This is a genomic window from Flagellimonas halotolerans (assembly GCF_035818535.1).
In the GTDB taxonomy this organism is placed as follows: Bacteria; Bacteroidota; Bacteroidia; order Flavobacteriales; family Flavobacteriaceae; genus Flagellimonas; species Flagellimonas halotolerans.
This window is the reverse complement of the sequence record NZ_JAYKYV010000001.1, coordinates 481,232-501,132: the sequence shown is the minus strand read 5'-3', so window position 1 is coordinate 501,132 and position 19,901 is coordinate 481,232. Positions and strand designations below refer to the sequence as shown.

The 19,901-nt window shown below is 40.7% G+C and carries 20 protein-coding genes and 1 pseudogene; 11 read left to right on the top strand and 10 right to left on the bottom strand.

The window, feature by feature from the left end; translation table 11 throughout:
- Nucleotides 1-27 precede the first annotated feature (27 nt).
- A complete protein-coding gene (locus VM932_RS02295) occupies nt 28-330 on the bottom strand; it encodes a hypothetical protein (protein WP_326276957.1) in 303 nt (100 codons plus the stop codon).
- A 1,124-nt stretch (nt 331-1,454) separates the two neighbouring features.
- Here VM932_RS02295 and VM932_RS02290 point away from each other — a divergent pair.
- The 6 genes from VM932_RS02290 (at nt 1,455) to VM932_RS16730 (ending at nt 6,221) form a co-directional block, all read left to right on the top strand.
- Nucleotides 1,455-1,748 carry a hypothetical protein gene (locus VM932_RS02290; protein WP_326276956.1) on the top strand — a complete coding sequence of 98 codons (294 nt, stop codon included), beginning with the start codon at nt 1,455-1,457 and terminating at the stop codon, nt 1,746-1,748.
- 148 nt (nt 1,749-1,896) lie between these two features.
- A complete protein-coding gene (locus VM932_RS02285; RefSeq protein ID WP_326276955.1) occupies nt 1,897-2,733 on the top strand; it encodes an RMD1 family protein in 837 nt (278 codons plus the stop codon).
- Nucleotides 2,734-2,742: 9 nt separating this feature from the next.
- Complete coding sequence (locus tag VM932_RS02280; protein WP_326276954.1) at nt 2,743-3,165, top strand: hypothetical protein; 423 nt, start codon at nt 2,743-2,745, stop codon at nt 3,163-3,165.
- 137 nt (nt 3,166-3,302) lie between these two features.
- A complete protein-coding gene (locus VM932_RS02275; RefSeq protein WP_326276953.1) occupies nt 3,303-3,620 on the top strand; it encodes a hypothetical protein in 318 nt (105 codons plus the stop codon).
- Nucleotides 3,621-4,174: 554 nt separating this feature from the next.
- Nucleotides 4,175-5,335, top strand: a complete 1,161-nt coding sequence (locus tag VM932_RS02270; RefSeq protein ID WP_326276952.1) for a hypothetical protein — start codon at nt 4,175-4,177, stop codon at nt 5,333-5,335.
- Nucleotides 5,336-6,065: 730 nt separating this feature from the next.
- Nucleotides 6,066-6,221: a DMT family protein gene (locus VM932_RS16730; protein ID WP_428979714.1), complete on the top strand. Its 156-nt coding sequence runs from the start codon at nt 6,066-6,068 to the stop codon at nt 6,219-6,221.
- Between the two features lie 588 nt (nt 6,222-6,809).
- Here the strand turns inward: VM932_RS16730 and VM932_RS02265 are convergent.
- Entirely contained in the window at nt 6,810-7,100 is a 291-nt protein-coding gene (locus tag VM932_RS02265) for a type II toxin-antitoxin system RelE/ParE family toxin (RefSeq protein ID WP_326276951.1), read from the bottom strand.
- Nucleotides 7,101-7,103: 3 nt separating this feature from the next.
- Nucleotides 7,104-7,337, bottom strand: a complete 234-nt coding sequence (locus VM932_RS02260; RefSeq protein ID WP_326276950.1) for an addiction module protein — start codon at nt 7,335-7,337, stop codon at nt 7,104-7,106.
- A 492-nt stretch (nt 7,338-7,829) separates the two neighbouring features.
- Between VM932_RS02260 and VM932_RS02255 the strand changes: the two genes are divergently transcribed.
- Entirely contained in the window at nt 7,830-8,276 is a 447-nt protein-coding gene (locus VM932_RS02255; protein WP_326276949.1) for a hypothetical protein, read from the top strand.
- Here the strand turns inward: VM932_RS02255 and VM932_RS16725 are convergent.
- The 7 genes and pseudogenes from VM932_RS16725 to VM932_RS02230 all read right to left on the bottom strand — a co-directional run.
- Nucleotides 8,273-8,608 (bottom strand): annotated as a pseudogene (locus VM932_RS16725) (IS1634 family transposase); the annotation flags it as partial. The gene VM932_RS02255 and the pseudogene VM932_RS16725 sit on opposite strands and share 4 nt — an antisense overlap.
- Nucleotides 8,581-8,850: a hypothetical protein gene (locus VM932_RS02250; protein WP_326276948.1), complete on the bottom strand. Its 270-nt coding sequence runs from the start codon at nt 8,848-8,850 to the stop codon at nt 8,581-8,583. The pseudogene VM932_RS16725 and the gene VM932_RS02250, both read right to left, overlap by 28 nt.
- 489 nt (nt 8,851-9,339) lie before the next feature.
- The gene (locus VM932_RS16720; protein WP_428979713.1) at nt 9,340-9,474 is read right to left on the bottom strand and encodes a hypothetical protein; all 135 of its coding nucleotides are present in this window, start codon (nt 9,472-9,474) and stop codon (nt 9,340-9,342) included.
- Nucleotide 9,475: 1 nt separating this feature from the next.
- Nucleotides 9,476-9,847: a hypothetical protein gene (locus VM932_RS16715; protein WP_428979815.1), complete on the bottom strand. Its 372-nt coding sequence runs from the start codon at nt 9,845-9,847 to the stop codon at nt 9,476-9,478.
- Nucleotides 9,848-10,039: 192 nt separating this feature from the next.
- Nucleotides 10,040-11,329: a toxin-antitoxin system YwqK family antitoxin gene (locus tag VM932_RS02240; protein WP_326276946.1), complete on the bottom strand. Its 1,290-nt coding sequence runs from the start codon at nt 11,327-11,329 to the stop codon at nt 10,040-10,042.
- Between the two features lie 9 nt (nt 11,330-11,338).
- Nucleotides 11,339-12,496: a hypothetical protein gene (locus VM932_RS02235; RefSeq protein WP_326276945.1), complete on the bottom strand. Its 1,158-nt coding sequence runs from the start codon at nt 12,494-12,496 to the stop codon at nt 11,339-11,341.
- An 11-nt stretch (nt 12,497-12,507) separates the two neighbouring features.
- Nucleotides 12,508-14,097, bottom strand: coding sequence for a hypothetical protein (locus VM932_RS02230; protein ID WP_326276944.1), 1,590 nt, complete (start codon nt 14,095-14,097; stop codon nt 12,508-12,510).
- 163 nt (nt 14,098-14,260) lie between these two features.
- On the opposite strand from VM932_RS02230, the gene VM932_RS02225 reads away from it, so the two are divergent.
- From VM932_RS02225 to VM932_RS02210, 4 genes are all read left to right on the top strand, one after another.
- Nucleotides 14,261-15,052, top strand: coding sequence for a LuxR C-terminal-related transcriptional regulator (locus tag VM932_RS02225; protein ID WP_326276943.1), 792 nt, complete (start codon nt 14,261-14,263; stop codon nt 15,050-15,052).
- Nucleotides 15,053-15,210: 158 nt separating this feature from the next.
- Nucleotides 15,211-16,305 (top strand): acyltransferase family protein, encoded by a 1,095-nt coding sequence (locus VM932_RS02220; RefSeq protein ID WP_326276942.1) that lies wholly within the window; start codon nt 15,211-15,213, stop codon nt 16,303-16,305.
- Nucleotides 16,306-16,424: 119 nt separating this feature from the next.
- Nucleotides 16,425-18,209 (top strand): TrkH family potassium uptake protein, encoded by a 1,785-nt coding sequence (locus VM932_RS02215; protein WP_326276941.1) that lies wholly within the window; start codon nt 16,425-16,427, stop codon nt 18,207-18,209.
- Between the two features lie 9 nt (nt 18,210-18,218).
- Nucleotides 18,219-18,905 carry a TrkA family potassium uptake protein gene (locus tag VM932_RS02210; RefSeq protein ID WP_326276940.1) on the top strand — a complete coding sequence of 229 codons (687 nt, stop codon included), beginning with the start codon at nt 18,219-18,221 and terminating at the stop codon, nt 18,903-18,905.
- Nucleotides 18,906-19,901: the final 996 nt, after the last annotated feature.

Here is a 19,901-nt window from a genome sequence, read left to right as displayed (position 1 = left end):
TGATAAAGAAATGATGTCTCTTTGAAATCAATCAATCAATGAAAGTCCAGTGATAATATAGTTCTCATAGGTATCATCAGTATCACCGTCCAATTCTTTTTTTATGATATAGATAACCTTGAAATTACGGCCTACGAGAGATTCATCGGAAAGATTGTAAGATTTCAACACGGCATCTTCCACACCTTGGAACGAGTAGGTATTGCCATCATCATCCGTGAAATAATAGATGTCTACTTCCAGGCCATCATAAGTGGCGGTAATCGTATTCTCTTGGGACATGTCCATCAAGGAAAAAACAAGGGTCATTAAAATAATTACGGTTTTCATAGTATATAATTTTGGATCAATAAATTCAGTATTTGTCAGTAAAAGAATCACCTGTCCTGAATGCATACAGAGAAGGGGGGCAATAATAGGCCCCTTGTATGGAACAGGTCTTAATCAGGCTATGTAAAAAAAATTGGAGGCTGGTCCGAAGACCAAGGTATGGAACACTAGTTGGCGTAATGATTTTGGGAATACATCCTCTTCGTCGGGCACCTATCCTGTAGATGGTTTTGGAGACGAATTCCCTATATACCAAAACCCCGACATTGTTGTTTGCAAGCATTTCCTTTCGCCGTAAGCGAGGCTCTTAAATCATAATCCAAATGAAGTGAAAAAACCGATAGGTTGTATTTAAGTTTGGCTAATTTTTATGAAACTGTCGTTTAGTTTTTTCCAGGGTCCACACAAACTTCTTTTTAAGGAGAAAACTGGACAATAGAATACGGAACCCGATTAAAGGTCGGTTCTCAAAAACATAAATTAAAAGGAACGATAGAGCAAGGAGGGTTGGCACTTGCATTTATAAGCCAATACCCTGTCTTATTTACCATGACACTCACTTTCAATAAGTATGAATTTAAGTTTATTTCACTGTTAAAGAGCCACTTGCACATTTCTTAAATTTAACACAAAAGAATTCTTCACGACCGAAATTGCATTACCTTTAGATTGGAATTTGAGTGGTCAAAATAGTAGAGAAAAGACCGTTCTCCCGATGAAACCTATTTATTCGATTCGGGCTTTGAGATATAGTGGGATCTATTTCAAAAGCTTTCTTACGGTTAAGGAGCCGGATCTTAGCGATGATCTTCACAGTTGTACACCAATTACCAAGGGAAAAATCATTCCTTGGAACCCATGGATTATTTATTGCCCCCTTTGTCAGGTTATATCTTGAGATGCATGCCCATGACCTATTCAGCCAACGAGACCTGACAAAGAACAGTTGGCCATCAAGTAAACGACCCACTTAAGAACAGAAAAGTAAAAAACTATAGAGTAAAAAGGATTTTTTCGCATATCACATGCGGATTGTTGAGCAAATTTCCGCTAAAAGCGGCCGATCTTGAGGTGATATAACTTTCGGCGAGATTCATTGTAATATCATATTAAATGTATGCAAAATGAAAAAATCATTGTTCTTGTTCACTGCACTTGTTGCCTCAATACTTGTATCAAAAATCCTTGAAGAACCTGATAGCCATACAACTAAAAAAAGGGATGGACTGATGGCTATTTCGACACTTGGAAGAGAAGGACACAATGTCAAGGATCCAAAAATAAAAACTGAAATGGAACAATCAAGCCAATTTGGAAATGGACAATATGGAGATAGTAATAGTCCCCAGTTAAGAAATGGGTTCCACAATGTTCTTGATGAAAGACAAGTGGTTGCCAAAACCTTCGACCCTAAGTGATTTTTAGTATATGGCCATGTTTCCGAATTCGCTCACACTATCGTTGACGGACATAAATATATCAGAACGGGAACCACCGGGGGAATCGATTCCCAATTAGACCATTAATACTTGAAATCACCTAACAACAGTTTAAGATTTATTTATCATGAAAACCTCATTGGATTTGATTGCCCCAGAAATAAGAAAATTGGATTCATCATCTGGGCATTTTGCCTATGCCCATCAGATTGCCGAGGCAGTTTCCATACCTTCCTGTAAGTCGACGTTCAAGGCCAAGCTTCTATATTCGGATAATGATGAACTGTTTTTTGAACGGTATAAGGGCGAATTTGTCCATATCTTTAAGTATGGTGTGGTGTGCACCTATAATGCCGATTCAGAGGAAAGGGTAAAAGTGGTCAAGGAGGTTCTCCCCCACTGTAGGAATCCCTTGAGAACCCATCTTATAGAAAAAATTGAGGTTTGCACTGACAAAAAGGAGAGCAAGGTCACCTTTGACAAGGTAAACCTAACGACATTCCATGTCGATTCAATTCGTTTGATCATGTTGTATGTATCCCAATCAGTGGCATTGAACAGATATGCAGGGATTACCTCGGGAATTCTAACTGACACTGAAAAACATACTGCCAATCTGGAAAAAAATGGGCGGTTGAGCATTAGTGGAGCCAAGCTCAAAAGGTACATTGGCCGTGTACTGAACGTGAAGAACAAAATTTCGGAGAACCTCTATATTTTTGATTCCCCCGAGGCTACGTGGGAGGATGAAAACTTAAACAAATTGGACCATGATCTTAAAATCACATTTGACCTAAAGAACAGATATAGATGTATCCATTATCAGATTGAGATCATCAAGGATAATCTTGAACTGTTCAAGGATATGACTTACCATCGCGAGAGCAGCCGATTGGAATGGGTGATTATCATCTTGATTCTTGTTGATGTGGTCGACCTGTTACTCACCAAATTCATCAACTAAATCAGAAATATGGAAATTGTTAGTTTTTTTGAATCAAAGGAATACAAAAATAAAGTGGCCAATTTTGCTTCCGTAGTTAAAATGATGACCGCCAACGGTTCGCTCAATGCAGAAGAAGAAAAAGTAATCAAAAGATTTTCCGAGAAGCTTGGGATAAGACCGGAGGAATATGGTCATATCCTTGCCAATCCAAAAAAATTCATCTCTCTCCCTCCAAAGGATGAAGAGGAAAAGCTGGGACGGATATATCAGCTGTTCAGTATGGTCTACAAACACCATTATATGAATGCCCAAGAGCAAAAACTAATGATCGGATACACCATCCAGCTTGGTTATTCAGATGAAAGCGCAAAGAAGATTGTTGACAATTCAGCAAGGCTTTTCATGGGAAGATTGCATTTTAGGGAGTATCTCAAACTGGCCAAGAAATAAGGGTTTATCCCGCTAAAAGGAGAAGTTTCCATACAGCGTAAAAACAAATAAGTATGAACCAATAAGATGAGACCTTTAAAGAAATGCTATCGTACTACAATTACAACATAAGACGATGGAAATCTCTTGTCAAACATATGGAGAACGAGGTTGTTTTCCTTGACAGACTGTTGACCTCGGAAGCCTTTGGAACTGTCATGACCCGCACAATGCGGGAAAGGAACAACCACTTCAAAAAAATGGTCAAGGTCAAGTCGGAAGTACTTGCCGATCTCAAGGTGGAAGTGGATAGCCACCAAGCGGACCTGTTGAGATTGACCCCAACCAAACACATTAGAAAAAATGCAATGCATACGGTAAGTCATGAGTCTTTAAATATCCGTTTTGAAAAATTCTGTAAAGAGTTCGATGAATTCAGGGCAAGGGTCTTGCTCCAAACTGGAAATGTCATGTAATTTGCATATGTCCGTTGCATCAGGAAATACCTTTACTTTGGGCTCATCCCTGATGGATTTTCCATAGAAAATCTTTGAAATCTCTTTTTACGGACATCAGATAAAAGCAGCATGGAAAACAGCCCTTCCTTTGGCAGCAGGTTCAGGAACAAAAAGTGACCTGTCCTAAAGCCATCAATACATGAAGTGGAATCCGGGTTTATGGCCCATATAGGGAATTATGGCAATCCAACCAATTTATCAAATCTCAATTAAGCCCTTTAAAAATGGTAATCATACAAATCTTCGATTCCAACATACTAAATTATTGTTCCTTTTTTAAATCTCCCCCAGATTCCTTAAATTCATCGAAAGCTAGTGGATATCCATATCGCAACACCAATGACACTTGATATATTCAAACTTGCATCCGGCGTATGTATCTTTTAAAGAACCATATGGCCAAGATTGGTGATGCCCCCAATTCTTTCGGAAAAGGTTCTTTGAAAATATTCAGATTCATTCTTCCCTACTTGATAAGTGCTGGATTTTGCCTGCTAATTTTTGAAATCCATATGTCCAGTGACGTTGACAGTATAATCAACGAAAAAAACGACGTCATCTCCAATGGGTTCCTCACCTCACAGATTACCTATCACAAGGAATTTGCCCCCTTTGCCAGGAGACCTTTGACGACCCTCTTGATAGAACAGGTGTCAAACGGCTTGGGATTAACTTTGGGCAAGGCCTTTGTTTGGGTGAATTTTTCCCTTCTGTTCCTAGCCGGACTGTTGTTATTCAGGTTTTCGAGGGTGATGGATTCGGGATATGTAAAAGGCATCATGAACATCATTATCTTCTTCCTGTCATTTTCGGTGCTATTTGCCTTTTTCCCACCGATCTTCAGTTATGATGAACCGTTACAGTACTGCCTGCTCTTTGCAGGTCTAACCTGTTTCTTGAAAGGACAGTGGCTGGGTTACGTACTTTGGTTCACAGCTGCGATGATAGCCCGGGAGAACACCGCTTTTTTGATTCCGGGACTTTTGGCCTTTTCTCCGGACCTTAGCCCTAAAAATCGAAAACCATATTCCTTTGAACGGTTGTTGGATTACCTTTTGATAGGCTTGCCCATACTGGTCTATGCCGTGTTCCTTATGGTTTTTTTGGAACAGAATGGTCTCTGGGAACCTACTCAACTCGAATTTGAGTCCAGATTATTTTCAATCGGTGAAAATTTCAGGGATACCCATAGTTCCATCGAGACCCTGATCTCGATTGTCTTGACCTTGGGTGTTTTCGTTTACTTCATCTTTGGTCCCCATGGCCATGACCGTGAAAAGTCAGAGGAAGATTTTGTCCGGGCATTTGTGGTGAGCTGTTCCATAAACACCGTTGCCGTTCTCGTGGGGGCTTTGGCAAGGGAAGCCAGGTTGTTCTCACTGCCCCTTATCTTTTTATGGCCCATTATGGGACAATATTGTTCCAAAGAAATTTCCCTGTTGCTCTCCTGCAGGACCTATTTTGCATGCTTTTCAAAGGTAAGGTATATGGCTTTTTTTTGCATGCTGACCCTTTTGAACTATATTGTTTCCTTTAAAGTCTATCAACCAAGCTCACATCCAGCATACAACTACTTCAACGAATATCTTTTCGCCGCTCTGATGATCATGTATGTGCACTACCTATTAAGACATTTATCAGGGCACAATTCTGTGGAGGTTACTCCTTCTTGATTTACGCTAAAAAAATTGACCGAAAAGATTGGTTTTTTGCACGAAAGGGTTTGAGTTCCAGGTTTCAGATGTAATTTTCTAGAATTCTTAAAAAAATTTTAAGGTCAGGTTTCAATATCCTGTCGGTGGTTTTACTTTTTTATAGACAATTGACCCTTGGAACAGACTTCAGTGGCCATCGACCTCCATACAAATCGTTTTTACTTGAGTTTGAAGCATTTCCGTTCCTTGAAAGGATTAATAACCCGTCGCGCATAAAATTTCATTGTATTAACTACATGTATTTCATCATACTTGGCATAAAAATTGTCATCTTATGAACTAGGGTTAAATTAAATAGCTCCACATTGTTTTTAACGAAATATTTTTCATCTTCAACACTGCCACAAATCGACCCCTTGTACAAAGAGGTTACGCAATTCCCAAAAAAATACAGAATTGCTTATTGTGAATCCCTTTTGTTTCGCACGAAAGAGGAAATATCAAAATCAAAATGCAAACAGAAAAGAAAAGAACTCCATAAGATTTTGAAGGCATCCAAAAGGGAACTCAAAAAACTCAAAAAGTAATCGTCCCGTCCGGGATCATTATCCATGTGCATTGTTCATTATATGTCCCAGGCACACACTCATCCCATCTTGGATTTTATGTGATTTCCACCCTTTGAAAAGAGCACGCATCTGACCATGGATCAAGGTCCCGGTACGATTAACTAACCCTAACATTCTCGATGAAAGCATTTTTGATAATTGGCCTGTTGGTCATGAGCAATTCATTTATGATCATGACCTGGTATGGCCACCTCAAATTTTCAGAATGGAAGTGGTTCAATAAGCTTGGGTTTGTATCCATAATACTAATCATTTGGGGGCATAGCGCTGTTTGAACATATGTTACAAGTACCCGCCAAAGGATTGGGTAAAAGGAGCATGGGGGACCGTTCGGCCTCATCCAATTGAAAGTACTGCAAGAGGTAACAGCATTCGTTGTTTTTTGCGGTATTCACCCTGGTGGTCTTCAAGACAGAAACGTTTCGTCCGAACCATATCATTTCCTTTCTTTTTTTGATTTTAGCCGTTTATTTCATGTTTAAGAAATGAGATTTGAACCGATTAGAGGTGTGATATTCGGCACAATAACAATAAATATATGAATTGATAAAAAGATGTATTTGGCTCATTTTCACTCATAGGTACTGATAATGGAGCTCCAACAAAAAAGACAATCTGGACCTTAAATAATGGATAATGGAATATGCTGGAACACTAATATCTATATAAATGGGTAAGGTATACCACCTTTGCCGGAAAAAATTGAATATGGCCGTAAGAAATCGATTTAAAGTACTTAAACGAAATATTGGCTGATATGAATTTGCGTTTTTCAAGGACTCCCATTATCCGTCTCATCCATTCAGAGAACAGAACAAAAGACAGGGAGTTTTTGGAAAATAAATGTGATTTGTTTTGGAGGATTATTTTTTCTTCTTCTCCGGATTTTGCCAAGTGTTGAATACGGAGTAAACAATTATCTTGTTTTTTATGATCTCGTAAACAATTAGAAACGGGAAACGTTTTATGAATGCTTCCCGGTAAGGTTTCCGCTTTTTAGGAAAGTGTTTCGGGTTCGAAACAATCCTCTCAAAATAACCGTCCAAATGTTCCAAAAATTCCTCGCCCAGTCCTGTTCGTTTTTCTTGATAATAAAGGTATGCCTCTATGATTTCCAGGTTGACCTCATCCTTAATCTCCAAAATATAGCTCATTTACTAGCTGGCGTTTCTTGCATTATTTTTAACCTCTTCCCAAGTAAGTGATTTGCTCTCGCCCTTTAAATGCGCTTCCCTTCGCCTGTCTATCATTTGGTATTGCTCTTCGTCCAAGGTAAGTTCCTGCTCGTCCTTTTGGTAGCTTTCGGCCAGTGCCTTTATCATTTTTAAAAGTCTTACGTCCGCAGTATCCACGTACTCCTTGACCGTTTTCCTTAAATCGATTGTCGCCATAATAGCTTCTTTTTCTTAGAATAAAGGTACAAATTCTATTCCATAGGGACCGTTTTCTCAAAAGTATATCCAATAAGATATCGGCTATACTTCAACTTAAGAGCCCATTTTTTTCCTGCAAGTCCAAATTAAGGCCCTATTGAAGTCCTGAAGGCAAAAAGGCAAATTTTAGCTTGATTTATGAAGATATTTTTAATCCTTTGGAAGATTGTTCTTGCCCAAAGAATTTAAAGTTTTAAACGGTGACAAGAAGAACTTCGCTTAATCGGACAAAAACCTTCTCTAAAAAATACTTAAGGAATTGTGCGCTTAAAAATCCATTTACCTAATCATTGGCCCATTGCCAATGTTTATATCTGTAGCTATTTATTTTCGGACAGAATGGCCCAAATGAATCCTTTTTTTTTTCATTAAAAAGTTTCATGTAAATCTAAATGATATTTTGGAAAAATAATAAACCAAAAAACACCTAATAAGGTCCAAAAAAAAAGGATGAAAAATCAATTCCAAGAATTGGACTGGATATTCCGAGCCAATGTTTACCACCGATTCCGAAGCAAGGTTTACCACCAAGGGAACAAATCCATAATGCTGGAGTACATTAGGCTGCATAACCAACTTCTTAAAATTATGGCCAATAAAACCCTTGGTATGCAGAAAGTTAGACAAATACTATTATTCCTAAAACGAGCTGTATCAGAGCGCAGTATTGCAGAGCAGACCGGTGTCTCCAGGCCCACTATCCATTCCTGCCGGGGCATCTTTGAGACCAGTGGATTTGATTATGATACACTTCTAAAGCTTAAAGATGCGGAACTTTACGAATTGGTGAAAACCAAAAAGAAAGGACCGGATCGGACCCCGGATGTCCGTAAACTTTACTTTTTGGAGCAAGCGGATTATTTCCTGTTTTGTGCACTGGGACACCCTGACCTCTAACTAGGGATTTTATCTAAATCGAACAGATCGACCAGATCTTTCTGTTCCTGATTTTTTATCACCAATCTATTGTGTCTTGTCGTTGAATATGGGGATTGGATACCGACCTGGTATATTGTCTTTACAATATTGATCGCTTGTTCAGGGCTCAGGGGGGACCCTTTGGCCTTTAATTGTCTTTCCAGCTCTTTATATACTTTGCATGCCGCGAACGACACACAAATATGTGCCTCGATCCTTCTTCTCAATCTATGGTAGATGGGGCGTATCTTTAAATCAGATTTCGAGATGCGAAAGGTCCTCTCTATGTTCCATAGTTCATTATACCGCTCTTTCCCAAAAGCAATTCTGGGCCTACCAGATAAAAGGTATCCAGACTATTCGTAAAGGCATCGACGAATTCCAACTCCCTATCCTTATCAAAGCCCAACGGAACCTGTCCCGAAAGCTGTGAAATCCGCTGTTTGCCCTTCTTTACGAGAAAGGCGATCTCCAGAGGATCTTCGGAACTCCCCATAGTTTCACGCACTACGTACCTGCCGGATGATTTATCAATGATCTGGACGCTGACCAACCCGCTCTTATTAGGCTTATTCCTGACAAACATAGTAAAGCTAAAAATAGCATTTTGACTCCAATAAAAAGCTGGGACACCCTGAACAAAAGCTAAAACTCAGTGTTTACAGGGGATACGGAAGGATGAAAGGAGAGACCGCACAAAACAGGAGACCAGTGGATTTGATTATGATACACTTCTAAAGCTTAAAGATGCGGAACTTTACGAATTGGTGAAAACCAAAAAGAAAGGACCGGATCGGACCCCTGATGTCCGTAAACTTTCCTTTTTGGAGCAAGCGGATTATTTTATCGCCGAACTAAGGCGTGTCGGAGTCACCAGACTACTGCTCTGGCAGGAGTATTCAAAGTAATATCCAGAAGGCTTTAGCTACTCCCGCTTCTGTGAATTGTTGGATATCCAGATCAATTTAAAGAGCCCAACGATGCTCTTCAAACATAATCCCGGAGAGCTTCTGGAAATTGATTTTGCAGGTGCTAAGTTAAGCTATGTGTCCACTTCTACTGGGGAGATTATCGCCTGTCCGGTACTTATAGGGGTACTTCCTTTCAGTGGTTTTGGTTTTGCAAAAGCATTGCCCGATGCTTCCCTTGCCCAAGTGATTCCGGCCCTGAACGACATCTTAAATTATTTTGGCGGAGTGCCGCTCAATGCCAGATCCGACAATATGAAGCAATGGGTGGTGCACAGCTGCAGGTATGAACCTACCTTTCCCCAGACACTGGAGCAGTGGGCCCTGCTGTTCGCTCTTGGGCTTTTGGTCTGCCTTGAAGAGCCTGTGGATCTCCTCCAGGGTCATCTCCGAGACCTCGCAGGGCGTCAGCCTGTAACACTTGAAGAACTCGATGTACTTGGCCACCGTGTTGCGGGAGATGCCCAGTTCCTTTCTGATGCGTCGTTTGCTGGCACCCTCGCCGTACAATTTGTAAATCCTTTTTGCCTTTCGCATATCTATCTGTTTGTTCGCCATGGTCTTTTTTACAAAAGAAACCATCGCATCACTTTAGAGGCTTGGGATACGTTGCCCAATTGTTTGGCAAGTTTTAATAATCCTACTTTGGTTTGATGATCTTTTCTTCTGTACTCATCTGACAAATCTAATTTAAGGGTTAAACTAATTTATTAAGATTGTCAGATTAAGTCTTAACTATTACAGCTAAATAAACGATATTGACCTACCCCCTTTCTATAATTTTTCTTCCTTTATCAAGTTCCCATTTTGGTCATAATAGCTCCATTTACCATGTTTATTACCATATTTATACTTTCCCTCCTCTTTAAGTTGACCGTTGGGATGATATACTTCCCAATTACCTTCCTTATTATCCTTATAATTATATCTGCCGGATTCTTTAATTGTTCCGTTTGGGTAATACAGTTCCCATTTGGCTTTATACCCATCTTTACTGTACGCTTTTAATGATTTTAGGTTGCCGTTTTCATAATAGGTTTTCCATTCTCCAACTGGCAAACTACCATGGTAGCCTCCATATTGTCCCGAAGTTTTCACAACTCCATCTTCGAAGTAACTTTTATAAAGGCCAGCATGGTAACCATATTCATCGTATTCTTGATATGTTTTCAATTGACCATTCTCATAATATTCACTCCATTTACCTACTTTCCTATTATTGCCTTCATTGTACCCAGTCCCAAATAAAGTCTCAATCTCCTTTTCAAAAGTACCCTCCTCCTTTAATTGTCCATTTTTATACCAGCTTAAATATTGGCCCCATAAATGCGACCGTACCGTACCATCCGTATAGGAAACCGATCTATAATTGACTGCTTCTTTTGTTGTTCCATTATCATAATAATAGTACCATCTCCCTATTTTCCCAGTGATCTTTCCACCATCCCAATAGGTTCCTTGGGCAGCCAGTTGTCCATTTTCGTGGTAATGTTTCCATGGACCCACTTTTTTCTCCCCTATCTTTTCTCCCTCTTCCTTTAGTTGGCCATTTTCATAATAGGCCTGCCAAGCAACGGTATTGGAACCTTCCTTTGTTTTGGTTATCGACTTTAAGGCGCCACTGGGGTAATACTCCTTGGGGTTTCTTCTGTTGTCTTCCTCTTGGTTCCATTTCTCCCAGGCTGCTCTGTCCTTGGGATATTTTTTGAGGTTTTCCCCAATTTGGTACACTTCCCTAAACCTATCATCTAGTTCGTAGTTGGCCATTGCCTCTAAATAGGTGTTTACATGGTTCCTAAGCCCTTCCAAAAGCCCGTATTGTTCCGGGTTGTTGTAAAGCTTCTCCCCATCAAACAGATGGTTCAGCGATGCAATTCTTAAATAAAGGGTCTTTGATGTGGGTTGCGCCATGGCCTCCACTTCGTCCAGCTTTTCCAATACCGTTTTAAAATCGCCCGAGTTAAAGGCCTTTTCGGCTTCTTCAAATTTGAGCAATGTAACGGCATCTTGGGCTTGGGAACCAAACGCCATAAACAATAGTAGGAGAAATATGGTTTTCTTCATAATTATTTTTTATTCAAAAACACTTTCGGGTATGGGTTCGTTTATTTTTAACCGGGTGGTTGTATTTATAATACTCGACATGTAGTTGTCCTGTTCCATCAAAAGGGCCAACTTTTCATCTCCCAACCCTTCTTCATAGTTATATCCTTCTTTGCCATGTTCAGATAATTGATAGGTTTTTGTAATCCTTTTAAAAGGGAAAGTCAAGCCTTTAACTTCACGGAAATCTGTAAATCGGATTATTGTAACCACACCGCCTTTTAAACTTGTAACGGTGCCAATGAGCCTACCCGATGTATTACTAAAATAGTAATTGACACTATAATTAGTACTGTTAACTTCTTGCTGTTGGTTAACAATAGTGGCTTCTTCACCACTAAAACTGCCCTGTCTGATCTTTAAGGATTGGACATCATCCATGTTAAAGGGCAATACCGAAACCAACGATAAGCTATTTGAAGTCAATTTATCGTAGAGCTTTTTGGTATGTTCAAAATTCGAAGTAAATAAAATACCTTTGTAAACGCCCTTTTCCTTATTGAATACGGTTTTGCTTCCATGCGGGCCTTCTATACTTAGGGAATATTTCCCTATTGCTTTTTTCGTGATGATGGTACTACTGTAATTTTCTACATACTGGCTGTTAAAATCATTTTCTTGATTTTCTTCGACAACCATTGTCTCTACGTTGGCAATATCTTCTTGACCACCAATGCTTGCATAATATTTATCAATTGTTTCTACAAAGGGTTTTGTGTATATGTTTTTTAATTCTGCTTCGGTTTTGGGGTAGGCTTTAAGCTTTTCATGAATATTGTGCACTTCCCTAAACCTATCGTCAAGCCCTTGTTCCTTCATGGCATTTATATAGGTCTGGGTATTTTCCAACAAACTGCGCAACAATGTAAAGTCAAGCGTTGTTGATGGATCTGTAAATACTTTGTTTTCTGCACCCAACAACTGGTTTTGTGCCATGATTTTTAGGTAGAGTGTCTTTGAGGTAACTCCTATCCCTGCTTCAACTTCTGCAAGTTTCTCTATAACAGCCCTGTAATCGCCCGAGTTAAAGGCCTTTTCGGCTTCTTCAAATTTGAGCAATGTAACGGCATCTTGCCCCTGCATGCCAACGGTCAATAACAGCGATAATAAGAGGATACATTTTTTCATTGGTTTACTTATCAATTGTTCTTTATGGGAACTCCCAGACCTCCTGTGGTTTTGGGGCCCGGTTTATCCATAACATTTTTGTGCTCTTTTTTGAGTGTCCCCAAAGGAATGCCCAATGGGTTGGAGTCATTATTGGATTTTATCCCACTTTTGGGTTTTCCCTTATATTCCACTTCTTTTATACTAACGCCCTCGATGGACTTAAAACTATTTACAAATTCGTTCCGCATGGTTTTGGCATCGTCCAAAGTGAGGTAATACCCTTGCATGGTAGGCCTGTGTGGGACCAGTACAGCAATTTCCTTATCCACTCTTCGCTGATAAGGCCAAGTGCCATTGTCGTATTGTGCTATTTCAAAGACATTGGAGACATAAACAGTGGTGTTTTTCTTGTTCATGGTACTGGAATCCGTGGCATAAAAGAAGTAATAGATCCGGTCGGTTTGCAGCTTGCTGCTAGACAAAGGGAGCGGCAAGCTTTCGCTAAAGGCATGCAAGATATTTTTGCGCTGATCGATGACCATTTTAAATGCTTCGCGTCTTAATCGCTCCTGTTCTTCCCGGTACCGTTGTTCCCTTTCCCGTTGCAATTTTAAGCGACGTTGCCGTTCTGCCTCGGCACGTTCCTCTGCTTCCCTTTGCTTTTTTCTTTGGGAGAGATCGGCGATTATGGATGCAGCTGTACCAACTACTACAGCACCGACCGCACCTTCCACATTCCCCTGTCTGGCAAACTCTTCCGCCAGTGGCTGTACTCCCTCTATATAATTGGTTCCACCATTTTGCATCTGTTGGGCCCATTGGCCCATCGTCTGATCGGCGGCATTTTGTAAATTTTGCGATTGACGTTGCTGTTCGGCCAGTCTTTGTCGCATTGCGGCGATTTGCCGGCGCCTTTCCTCCATTTTTTTCTGGTAGACCTGGTTTTGACCGGCACCTTGACGGGCATAATCCGAAGTAGCTGTGGAAACGGATTGGTTATTCCCTATTTTTAAAGCCGCATCATTATTAAGCGTAGAAGGATTTTTATAATTATCGGAAATTGCCCCTGCATCCATACTGGACAGAACCAAAGTCTTTTTCTTTTTCTTGGTCTGCAGGCGCGCAATGGTGTTTTGTGCACTTATAATGTCGTCTTCTGCATATTTGGTGCTTACATTTCCCCCAAAACGTTGATTGATATCTTTTTGGACACCAATAGCTTGTCGCTTATAGGTTATGAACGCCTCCAATTTGTCAATGGCCTCTTGTCTGTCCGCTTCAAAATTTGGATTGTTGTCCGTTAATTTGTTGCTGGCCCGATGCCCTTCTTCCCATGCTTTCTGGGCCTTATCGTCCAAAACGTTCTTTTGGTCATACATGGCCTCAATCTCAGCTTGTCTTTTTTCCTTCTCTGCCGCTTTCTCACATCTGCACTCCAAACATTCGATTATCCGTTCCATATTTTCATAACCGGCAAGGGACCCCCTTATATCGTCACAGTCAATTTTAACATTGGGCATTGCGGCAATCCCTTCACATTCCGTGCATGGAAAACTGTTCTGTGCCGTCAACGAAAAGGTAGAAATTACAAAAATGAAGACTGGAAGTGTTTTGAACATACCATTTAAATTAAGCAATGGGACAAAAAAAGCTGATGCCCGGACCAAATGCCTATTCACTGCAAAGCTACCTCATAAAAAGCCCCATGTAAATACCGCATTTTAGGTAATTTTAACATAAATCCCTAATTTAATCGCTGAACCGACCTAACAACTTAAGCACATGAACCCAAACCTTGTTCCTGTATTCCAGGCTTGGAAAAAGGGATATAAAGACCGCATAAAAAAGCCTTCTCGGTTTAAAATTCCGACAAAATTGGTGCGCATGGCTTCACTTTTTACGCCAGGCCAGTTCTATTTCTACATTGCCAACACATTTACCTTTGAGTTGGAATATGTTTCCCCTGGAGTAGTGGATTTGTTGGGTATGGATCCCGAGAAAACCACTATGGATCTGTTGTTGGACATGGCCTTGCCCGAGGTTATTCCCACCATTGCCCAAAAGGAAGCGGCCATCAGCGATTTTTTCAATCGTTTTCTCACCGAGAAGGAACGTTTACATTATAAAAATGTATATACCTATCCCTATAGAAACCATCGAGGTGAAAAACGTGATATGATGATACAGGTTTCGCCCTTGTCACTTTCCGAAGACGGTACAACACAGCATCAACTGGGCATACATACCGATATTACCCACCTTGGCGTTGAGCACAATGATACAGTATCCTATTTCAGCATTGATGGAGGAAAAAATTACTTGAACGTTTCTGCGAGCAAAGGTGTTTTTGATCCCAATATGGGAAAGGAGGTACGTAATGCAATAGCTAAATCCCTCACCAAAAGGGAAATAGCCGAGCTTTTGGCCAAGGGCCTAAATGATGCGGAAATTGCGGAGGAATTGAAGATAGCTTTTCTCACTGTCCGTACACATAGAAGGAACATGCTCAAAAAGACCCAGTGTAAAAATAGCGTGGAGCTGGTAACCCTATGCCTTATGTGCGGGATAATTTAAATGGACACATAAGTACGATTATAGGGTTACTTCCTTTAAGTTTGCCATCTAAATCAAGTACTAATATTAATATTGCGGTCGAGCGTCCAATTGCACAATAATTTCGTACTTCAAATAGTGAATAATCCTTTTCAAACCTATAAAAGCAGGCTTTACACTTGAAAAATGAAATAACAGCATCAGCACATGGTCAATTAAGCACCGAACGGCTATATTTTATAGATGCGTTACGTGCATGGGCCATATTGATGATGCTACAGGGACATTTTGTGTCCTCGTTATTGGCAGATACTTATCGAGAAGGAGGAGGTTCACTCTTTTTTGCTTGGAGTTACCTAAGAGGTGTGACAGCCCCTGTGTTCTTTACCGTATCAGGATTTATATTCACCTATTTACTCCTCAAGAGATATGGGATGGGATGGTCAAATCCACGGGTAAAAAAAGGGATTAAAAGAGGTGGCTTGCTCATTGTCATCGGCTATATATTGCAAATCCGGTTTGGGCGATTGTGGGAAGGTTCCATCAATCCGAACTTTGATATTGTCCACGTACTCCAATGCTTGGGGCTCTCCATTGTATTGATTATCATTCTTTATTTGATTTCCTATCGGTTCAAAACGTATGTTTTTCAAATTCTGCTGGGTTCCATTACCATTCTACTTTTCTTGTCCAGTGCCACCTTTGGCCAATGGGAATATAGTTCCTTGCCCGATGGGCTCTCAAATTATTTTACCCGGGCGAACGGTTCGGTTTTTACCATAGTGCCCTGGTTTGGTTTTGCAACGGCGGGTGCCTGCATTTCCGGATTCTTCCATTACAATCTCAACAAACAGGGGTTTTATAGGAAAGCATTATTGGCTACCCTCGCCGTTGGCACTCTACTTATTTTCCAATCCTATGAATTCATAAGGGATCTTGAAAACCTTACCGATCTCCAATTTTTTAAAAGCGCACTTGGGGAAAGCTATCTTTTTGCCCGCTTGGGCGTGGTCCTGTTGGTTTTTGCAACATTTATGCTCTTGAGAAACTTTTTGAACCACAAAATCGTCCTTGATATCGGTCGGCATACCTTGGCCATCTATGTTGTCCACTCCATTGTCCTCTACGGCAGTATCACAGGTTACGGATTGAGCAGGTACTATCACCACTCTCTGTCCCTATCACAAGCAATTATTGGAGCAGTATGCTTTGTTTTTTTGACAAGTTTCTTGGTTTTGATGTTCTATAAGAGAGTAAAGCAACCTATAAGTTAAAAACAATTTCATTGGAAAGACTGCATGTGGCTACATCCTATTAAAAAACAGCCAATCTTTATTAAATCTTTATAACACTATCCATACCTTTATGACCGCCAACCGAATTATGGGATTCTATGTCGTTTTTTAAATGGGGAAGGTTAAGGCTTGTTGATTGGAAGTATTTCAACACCCTTTTTCAGATAGCATTCTACGCCAGCATTATTGGGGTTTTTCTTTTTATTATCGATTTTGGGTTTGATAAATCACGGCAGGTCCAGAATTGGTTCAACACCTTCTATTTTGTGGTCATCGGTCTGGGTATTTTGGCCACTGTTCTGCGGTATGTGGAGCGCATTAAGCAAATCAAGCGTTCTGTCATCATTTTTGATGCCGTGACCATTTTGGCGACCATGGCCATACTCTATGCCCATTTTTTTGAAGCGGCGCACAAACACTTATCATTCCTGTACAATGACAATTGGGTGAAATTTGCCATCATCCTTACGTTTATTCGAGAATTTTCGGAGCAAAACATCAATTATAAGAAGACAAGGCTCAATCCGGCACAACTGTTCATTGCAAGTTTTTTGGGTATTATATTCGTGGGATCCCTATTATTGATGCTCCCCAATGCCACCTACGAAGGCATCTCGTTTTTGGATGCATTGTTCACTTCAACAAGTGCTGTCTGCGTCACGGGCTTGATCGTTGTGGATACCGGTAGCTATTTCACCACTTTTGGGCAATCGGTAATCCTTTGCCTTATACAGGCCGGGGGAATCGGCATACTTACCGTGGCCAGTTATTTCAGCTACTTTTTTAAGGGCGGGGCCTCTTACGAGAACCAGTTGACCTTAAGTGATATGACGGGAAGTAAAAAACTCGGCGAGGTGTTCTCCACCCTCAAACGTATCCTTCTCATCACATTCTCCATAGAATTGGTAGCGGCCCTATTGATATATATAAGCGCGGACAAAACTGTATTCGGGTCATTTTTTGAGCGTTTCTTTTTCTCTGTGTTCCATGCGGTATCCGCTTTCTGTAATGCAGGGTTCTCAACCCTGCCCAACAGTCTATACGAAACAGGTTTTCGTTACAATTACCCTCTCCAAGGTGTCATTATTGCCGCTTTTGTGCTGGGCGGGTTGGGTTTTCCCATTGTGGTCAACATTATAAAATATCTTAAATATTTCTTTCTCAAAAAGTTCTTTTATTTTAGAGGGAAACAGCAGACACATAAACCTTGGGTATTGACCCTGAACAGCCGTATTACGCTCATAACCACCTCAACCCTGACTGTTTTGGGAACCGTGATGTTCTATTTCAATGAATATAACAATACCCTGGCAGAACATGTTGGTGTTGGGAAGGTAGTGACGGCACTTTTTGGTGCAGCTACTCCCAGAACGGCCGGTTTCAATACTGTGGACATGGCTGCTTTGGACTTTTCCACCGTTATGATGATTTTTCTGTTGATGTGGGTCGGGGCTTCGCCAGCTTCCACGGGAGGCGGTATCAAAACCAATACCTTTGCCATTGCCACACTAAATTTTTTGAGTCTTGCCAAGGGAAAATCAAAGATTGAGATCTTTCGTAGGGAAATTGCGGAAATATCGGTGCGAAGAGCCTTTGCGGTAATAGCCCTATCATTGATGGTCATTGGTACGGGAATCATCCTTATCTCTGTTTTTGACAGTGAAAAGAAACTATTGGATATCGCCTTCGAATGTTTCTCGGCGTACAGTACCGTAGGATTGAGTCTTGGAATAACCGCAAAGTTGAGCGCTGCCAGTAAGTTTGTTATAATAGCAGTGATGTTTATTGGACGGATCAGCATGCTTACCTTATTGATTGCAGTGTTCAAAAAGATAAAACAAAAGAATTATAGGTATCCCGTTGAGGAACTTACTATAAACTAAAACATAAGTATGAAGTATATCGTTGTGGGATTGGGCAGTTTTGGAGCTTCACTGTCGGAAAAACTTACCGAACAGGGCAATGAGGTCATTGGCATTGACACCAACATGAATCGCGTGGATAACTATAAGGAGCGTATTTCCCATACCATTTGTATGGATGCCACGGATGAATTTACTGTTTCTGGATTGCCCCTGGACGACACCGATATGGTGATCGTGGCCATTGGGGAAGATAAGGGAGCCAGTGTAATGGCCACGGCACTATTCAAGAACTTCCAGGTAAAACGCTTGATCAGTAGGTCCATTGATGAACTGCACGAAAAGGTGTTGCATGCCATTGGGGTGGACGAAATTGTACATCCCGAGGAGGAATCGGCTGAACGCTGGGCCAAAAAGCTGTGCTTAAAAGGAGTCGTCGATTCCTTTGAGCTGAACGATGATTACAGTATTGTCGAGGTCAACGTGCCCATTAAACTGCACGGAAAGACCATTAGGGAGAGCAATATCAGGGAACAGTACAATTTGCTGGTATTGACCACAATTGCAAACACGGAAGAACGGACCATTGTGGGAAAGACAAGGAACGTTACCAAAGTAAAGGGTGTAGCCAATCCCAATAGCGAACTCAATAAGGATGACATTATCGTGGTTTATGGTTCCAACAAGGACATCAAAAGGTTTTTAAAGGAGGATTAATACAAAGACCTATCCATTTTGAGTTCACCAAAAAAAAGCGTTATGATATGTTACCGGTTTTTTGTTGGTAACGTTTGCAGATTCCCTTGGTCTTTAATTTAGTTTAAAAACCTCCCTTATTTGTCGTAGGCCCATATGGCCTTCAATAAGGCCAGAAATCAGAACAAGGCATTTTTGACCGAGCATTAGCACCTCCTTTTAAATTATTGATGGTATACCGGAATTCTTTTATCAAAAGATAGGATTAGGGACATTTGTGTCACCTAACATAAGTGCAACGGCAACGGGGGCAGGTGTACAAACGTCTTTGCCAAAAAGAGGTTTTGTCTCAACGTCCCCTTGTACGGGACCATTGACACAGTGCTCCTCAAGCTAAAAACTGGTGTGCAAAACTTCGCTCTTGGCCAACGATCACTGTGTTGCCCTATGCCTGCCATCAGTATCGCAAATAGTACTGTCGGGGTCACCAATACCAACCCTTGTTTTGACAAATGCAATGGCAGTATGGATGAGAGGTGAACATTGAGAGCTAACTTATTGCCCATAGTACGGGCCCCTATAAACTTAAACCAAAATGTTAAATGGATCCAAAATATAAAAGTACTGGCCATTAAACATTTTTTGGCCCCCTTATTCTTGGAAGCAATGGAAAACATTTGGTCTTTTGGCCAAATCCATTGTGGTTATGCTCCATTGGAAAAGTTGACTTTTAAGAACCATTAACATTACATACACGAACCTTAAGTAATCCTTATAATAATCGTCCCAACCACCACTTTAATTTATGCCCAAAACCTTGGAATAAACGTTACAAAAAACATAAACCCCAGTATTATTGGGATTTAAGGGCTATATTTCTTATCTTTGCCCTGATGAACGTCAAGCTCCACGAGAGAAAAAATTGCAGGATCCTAAGTTTTAATTATCTGGTATTTAGAAACCAGCCAGATAAGTTTATACCGCCTACGCTATAATTACCTTCCCTTAACCCGGGAA